This window comes from uncultured Campylobacter sp. (genome assembly GCF_938031315.1).
Lineage (GTDB): Bacteria > Campylobacterota > Campylobacteria > Campylobacterales > Campylobacteraceae > Campylobacter_B.
Map to the genome: position 1 here is coordinate 1 of NZ_CALHHT010000447.1, position 3,759 is coordinate 3,759.

Here is a 3,759-nt window from a genome sequence, read left to right on the forward strand (position 1 = left end):
TTTATGCAAAACTCTATATAAACATTCTTTAACATAAAATTGGGTTCTTGCGATAAAATTTAGGCAAAGTATGTTTGTGCTTATATTCAGATTAAATAATTAATTCACTGTGCTTGCTTTGCTTTAATCGCCTCGTAAATTTCATCGACGCCGCTTAGGTTTTGATCCAAAACCTCTCTCGCCTTTTTTAGAGTGCGTGCGCCAAAAATCCCATCCTGCTTCACTCCGATGCTTTTTTGGATATATAAAATTTTATCCTTTTGCATCGCAGCGGAATCCTTAGTCGCCCCGGAAGTGGAATTTGAAGCAGGGCTTTCAGAGCCGCTAGAGCTTGCACTCGTAGAATTTTCGTCTGCAGAATTTACGCCATCACTCGCGGAAGCGTAATTTTCGTCCTCAAAAAATGTAGGCATCCACCCTCGCAGCAGCCCTGCTGCGAGGGTTTTCGGCACGTAGCCCGTATTTGCTGCGCCTCCGTAGATTGCGCTAGTCAAAATGGCGCAGAGCAGAGCTTTACAAAAGCGAGCAAACGCCGCGCCGCCTCTGCCGCAGCGATACTCTCGCGGAATTTTACGAGCTTTTACAGCGCACTGCACTGCGCTTGCCAGCCACAGCGCCACACCGCCTAACAGCCCTGCAGCAGCGATTGCCACGCCGCATGCAAGTGCCCAAAAATAATGCTCCGCAAAGATCATCTCGAAGCAGCCCTCGCACGCCAGCGCAGCCACCGCGATGAGCGCGCCTCCGCCTATGCACCACACCGCGCGGTCATATCGCGGACTTAGCACGCCAAGCGCTCCAGCCATCGCTCCGCCCAAATCGCGAGCGCATTGCTGCGAAATAAAGCCCTCGCAAACGCGCATAATCGCCGCGGCAAAACTCTGCGCGCAATCCTCGCGCAAAGAACGTGGGAAAAAGAATTTCTTTAATCGTGCAAAAGGCGAAATTTTAGAATTTGACGCAGGATCTTGCGTATTCGCGCGATTTTTAAATTTTGCAGCGGCAAGATTTTTGGAATTTATTGCGGCGGAGTCTATGGAATTTGTGGAATTTTCAGCACCCAAGGCGCTTAAATCTCGGTAATCTCGCTCGCCGCGTAATTCGTAAAGACCCTCCGCAGTGCGATCAGAAGTGTCACTTAAGCCTTCTTGCGAGCCGGCAAAATTAGGTCCATTCTGCGCGCGAGCTTCGCTGCTTTGCTGCCTAGCCTCAAAATCGCTGGCAGAATTCTCTCCACCTTCCAAAAGATCTGCCCCTGAAAATTTTATGCCGCCGCTCACGGCGCCTGCAAACCTGCCAAGCTCTCCGCGCAACCCCAAGCGATTATCTTCCGTGCCCATAGAATTCGCCGAAGCGCTCGCGAATTTCGTGCCCGCAAATTTTACACTCGCGCCGCCCTCGAGATTTTCTTTGCGCGAAGCGTCTTTTGCAAGGCTCAAAGCGTCGCGATCAGCCGCGCTGCAGGCAGAATTTGCAAAGTTAAAATGTCCATCCGAGCCGCGCAACTGCTCGAGATTTAGCGTCTCGCCGCGCAGCTTAGCACTAGCTAGGCGCATCGCCGCATCCAGCGCAGGCTTCGCGCAAAATAGCGCAAAAAGGCTTTGCGCATCGTCCCGCCCTAGCCTAGCGGATGCGCTGCGCACCGCCGCAAGCTCCGGCGCAAAAACTTCGTCAAAAAAGTTAGGTCTTACGAATGTCGCGCCACCAAAGCACGCCGCATCGTAAGCCTTGCCGCAGACGGCAAAACTCAAGCGCAAAAACTCATCCTCCGCGCTAAATACCGCTTCGCAGCCGCCCTGCGCCGCTCGCAGCGAGCTTAGACGAAACAAAAGTCTGCGCGCCGCAAAACCTACGCCCTTGCTGCATAAAAACTCCAGCAGCTCACGCCCAAAAACCTGCGAGCTAGCGCCTATGCTGACGCTCGGGCGGGCATAAACGGATATTTTGCCGGTGCGAGTGAAATACCCGCGCCCATCGCAGTGCTCGCAGCGAAAATCACCCGCACCGCCGCACTTTTCGCAACGCAATCTGCCCGTACCGCCGCAAGCTGGACAAATGCGCGAGCCGCTACCGCCGCAGCTAGCGCAGGGAATGAAGCGATAGCCCATAGAATTTGACGCAGAGCCTGCAGAATCGCCTCCAGAAAGGCCGCGCGCATGAGCGTCCGTAGAGCTTAACGCCGCACGGCTATAGCCGCCGGTGCCCTTGCAATCGGGGCAGATCAAGCGCCCGCGCCCGCCGCAGTTAGCGCACGGCGCCTTGCCTGCGCCTTCGCAGGCTTTGCAGCGCCTCCTGCCCGATCCGCTGCAATGCTCGCAACGCAGCTGAACGCTAAAGGGCTTAAAATCGTGAAATTTTATGATTTGATCCGCATTCATAGCAGCTTTTTGGGGGTCTGCACGCAGGCGTAGCATAAAGGCCTCGCTTAGCTCTGCATCTGCGCTTGTCGCGCGCAGGCACTCGCGCGCATGAGCCTCGAACTGCGCGATATCTGCGAAATGCAGCTGCGCGCGCTCGCCGCCACTTATCTGCGAGACGCTAAACTTGCCGGCAAAGTCATATCGCACGCCAAGCCTCACGCTAAATCCGTAAAACTCGCGATCAAGCTCACGCAGATCGGCGCCACCGCTACGCGCTAAAGCTTTTAGTCTAGCAACAAACACCTCTACTAGCTCCTCTTTATCCAGCTTGTCCATGATCGCTCCTTTCTTGCAGGCACGCCACAAAGCCGCGCCGCATAAATTTTAAAATTCCTTTATTAAGATCCCGCAAATTTTAGCATTTCATATAATTATACCGCGAAAGGTAATTTTAAAATTCCAAAATCTCACGTAGGATGGAATTTAGCGCCATTGCGCGCCGTAAAATCTCGCTGCAAATCAAAACTCTAAAATAGAGCTCGACGCAAAATCTCGCACTGCGGCGCGGCGACGTACATAACTGCCGCAACAAATACGGCGCGAACGGATCGCAAAACGGAGCCGCCAGGCATACGGCGCCCGAGCGGTAGCAGCGGGCATGCAAGACTTTAATTCCGCAGCAGCACATAATTTGGCTCGCGATGATGCGCAATACGGCATAACGCACAGCAAATTTCGCGGCCGCGTGAAATTTTAAATTTCACGGCTAACTCGTGCGTACGGCATGTAATTTAAAATTTCACGACAGCTATGGCGCGGCGCGCAGCGATCTAAATTTTATGACAAGCGGCGGCGCGCAAATTTCAATCCCGCGCGACAATCAGGCGACGGGTGCGTGGAGTGCAATTTAATTTACAAGCGTGCAGCGGCATATAGTCGTCGCGCAAATTCAGTTCGCAGCGACCGATGCAACGCGAAAATTCATGCCGCGACGCAGCGGCTCGTAAAATTTAGCTCTACTGCCGCACAGCTATAGCCGCCTGCGCCTTTGCAAGCAAAGCGGATCAGACGTCCGCGCCCACCGCAGGCGATGCACGGCGGTGCGTAAAATTTAATCTAGGCTCTGCAAACCTCCGCCAACATGACTGATCGCGTGAGCGTAAAATTTAGCTTGCGAAGTCGCATAATTCAACTCGCGGCAGTGCATGTCGCGGCGCAAGCGCGAATTTTAGATCGTGCGGCGATCTGCTGCGCGACCGACGGATTAATTTGACGGTGCGCTCGACATGAAATTTAGAATCTCATAGTGACACATGACACTGTGCGCGGCCGCGTGAAATTTTAAATTTCACGGCGAGCTTATGCGTTATGAAATTTTAAATCTTGCCGCGATGAGCTC

At 53.4% G+C, this 3,759-nt stretch carries 2 protein-coding genes; one reads left to right on the forward strand and one right to left on the reverse strand.

Annotated features, from left to right (window positions below; all coding sequences use genetic code 11):
- Positions 1 to 104: 104 nt before the first annotated feature.
- On the reverse strand, positions 105 to 2,696 hold the full coding sequence (locus tag Q0236_RS11215) for a hypothetical protein (protein ID WP_297917978.1): 2,592 nt from the start codon (positions 2,694 to 2,696) through the stop codon (positions 105 to 107).
- 437 nt (positions 2,697 to 3,133) lie between these two features.
- Between Q0236_RS11215 and Q0236_RS11220 the strand changes: the two genes are divergently transcribed.
- The gene (locus tag Q0236_RS11220) at positions 3,134 to 3,271 is read left to right on the forward strand and encodes a hypothetical protein (RefSeq protein WP_297917981.1); all 138 of its coding nucleotides are present in this window, start codon (positions 3,134 to 3,136) and stop codon (positions 3,269 to 3,271) included.
- The last annotated feature ends 488 nt before the right edge of the window (positions 3,272 to 3,759 follow it).

Coding starts and splice junctions, on each gene's coding strand:
- Q0236_RS11215 (WP_297917978.1), bottom strand. CDS start 2,696: ATGGACAAGCTGGATAAAGAGGAGCTAGTAGAGGTGTTTGTTGCTAGA.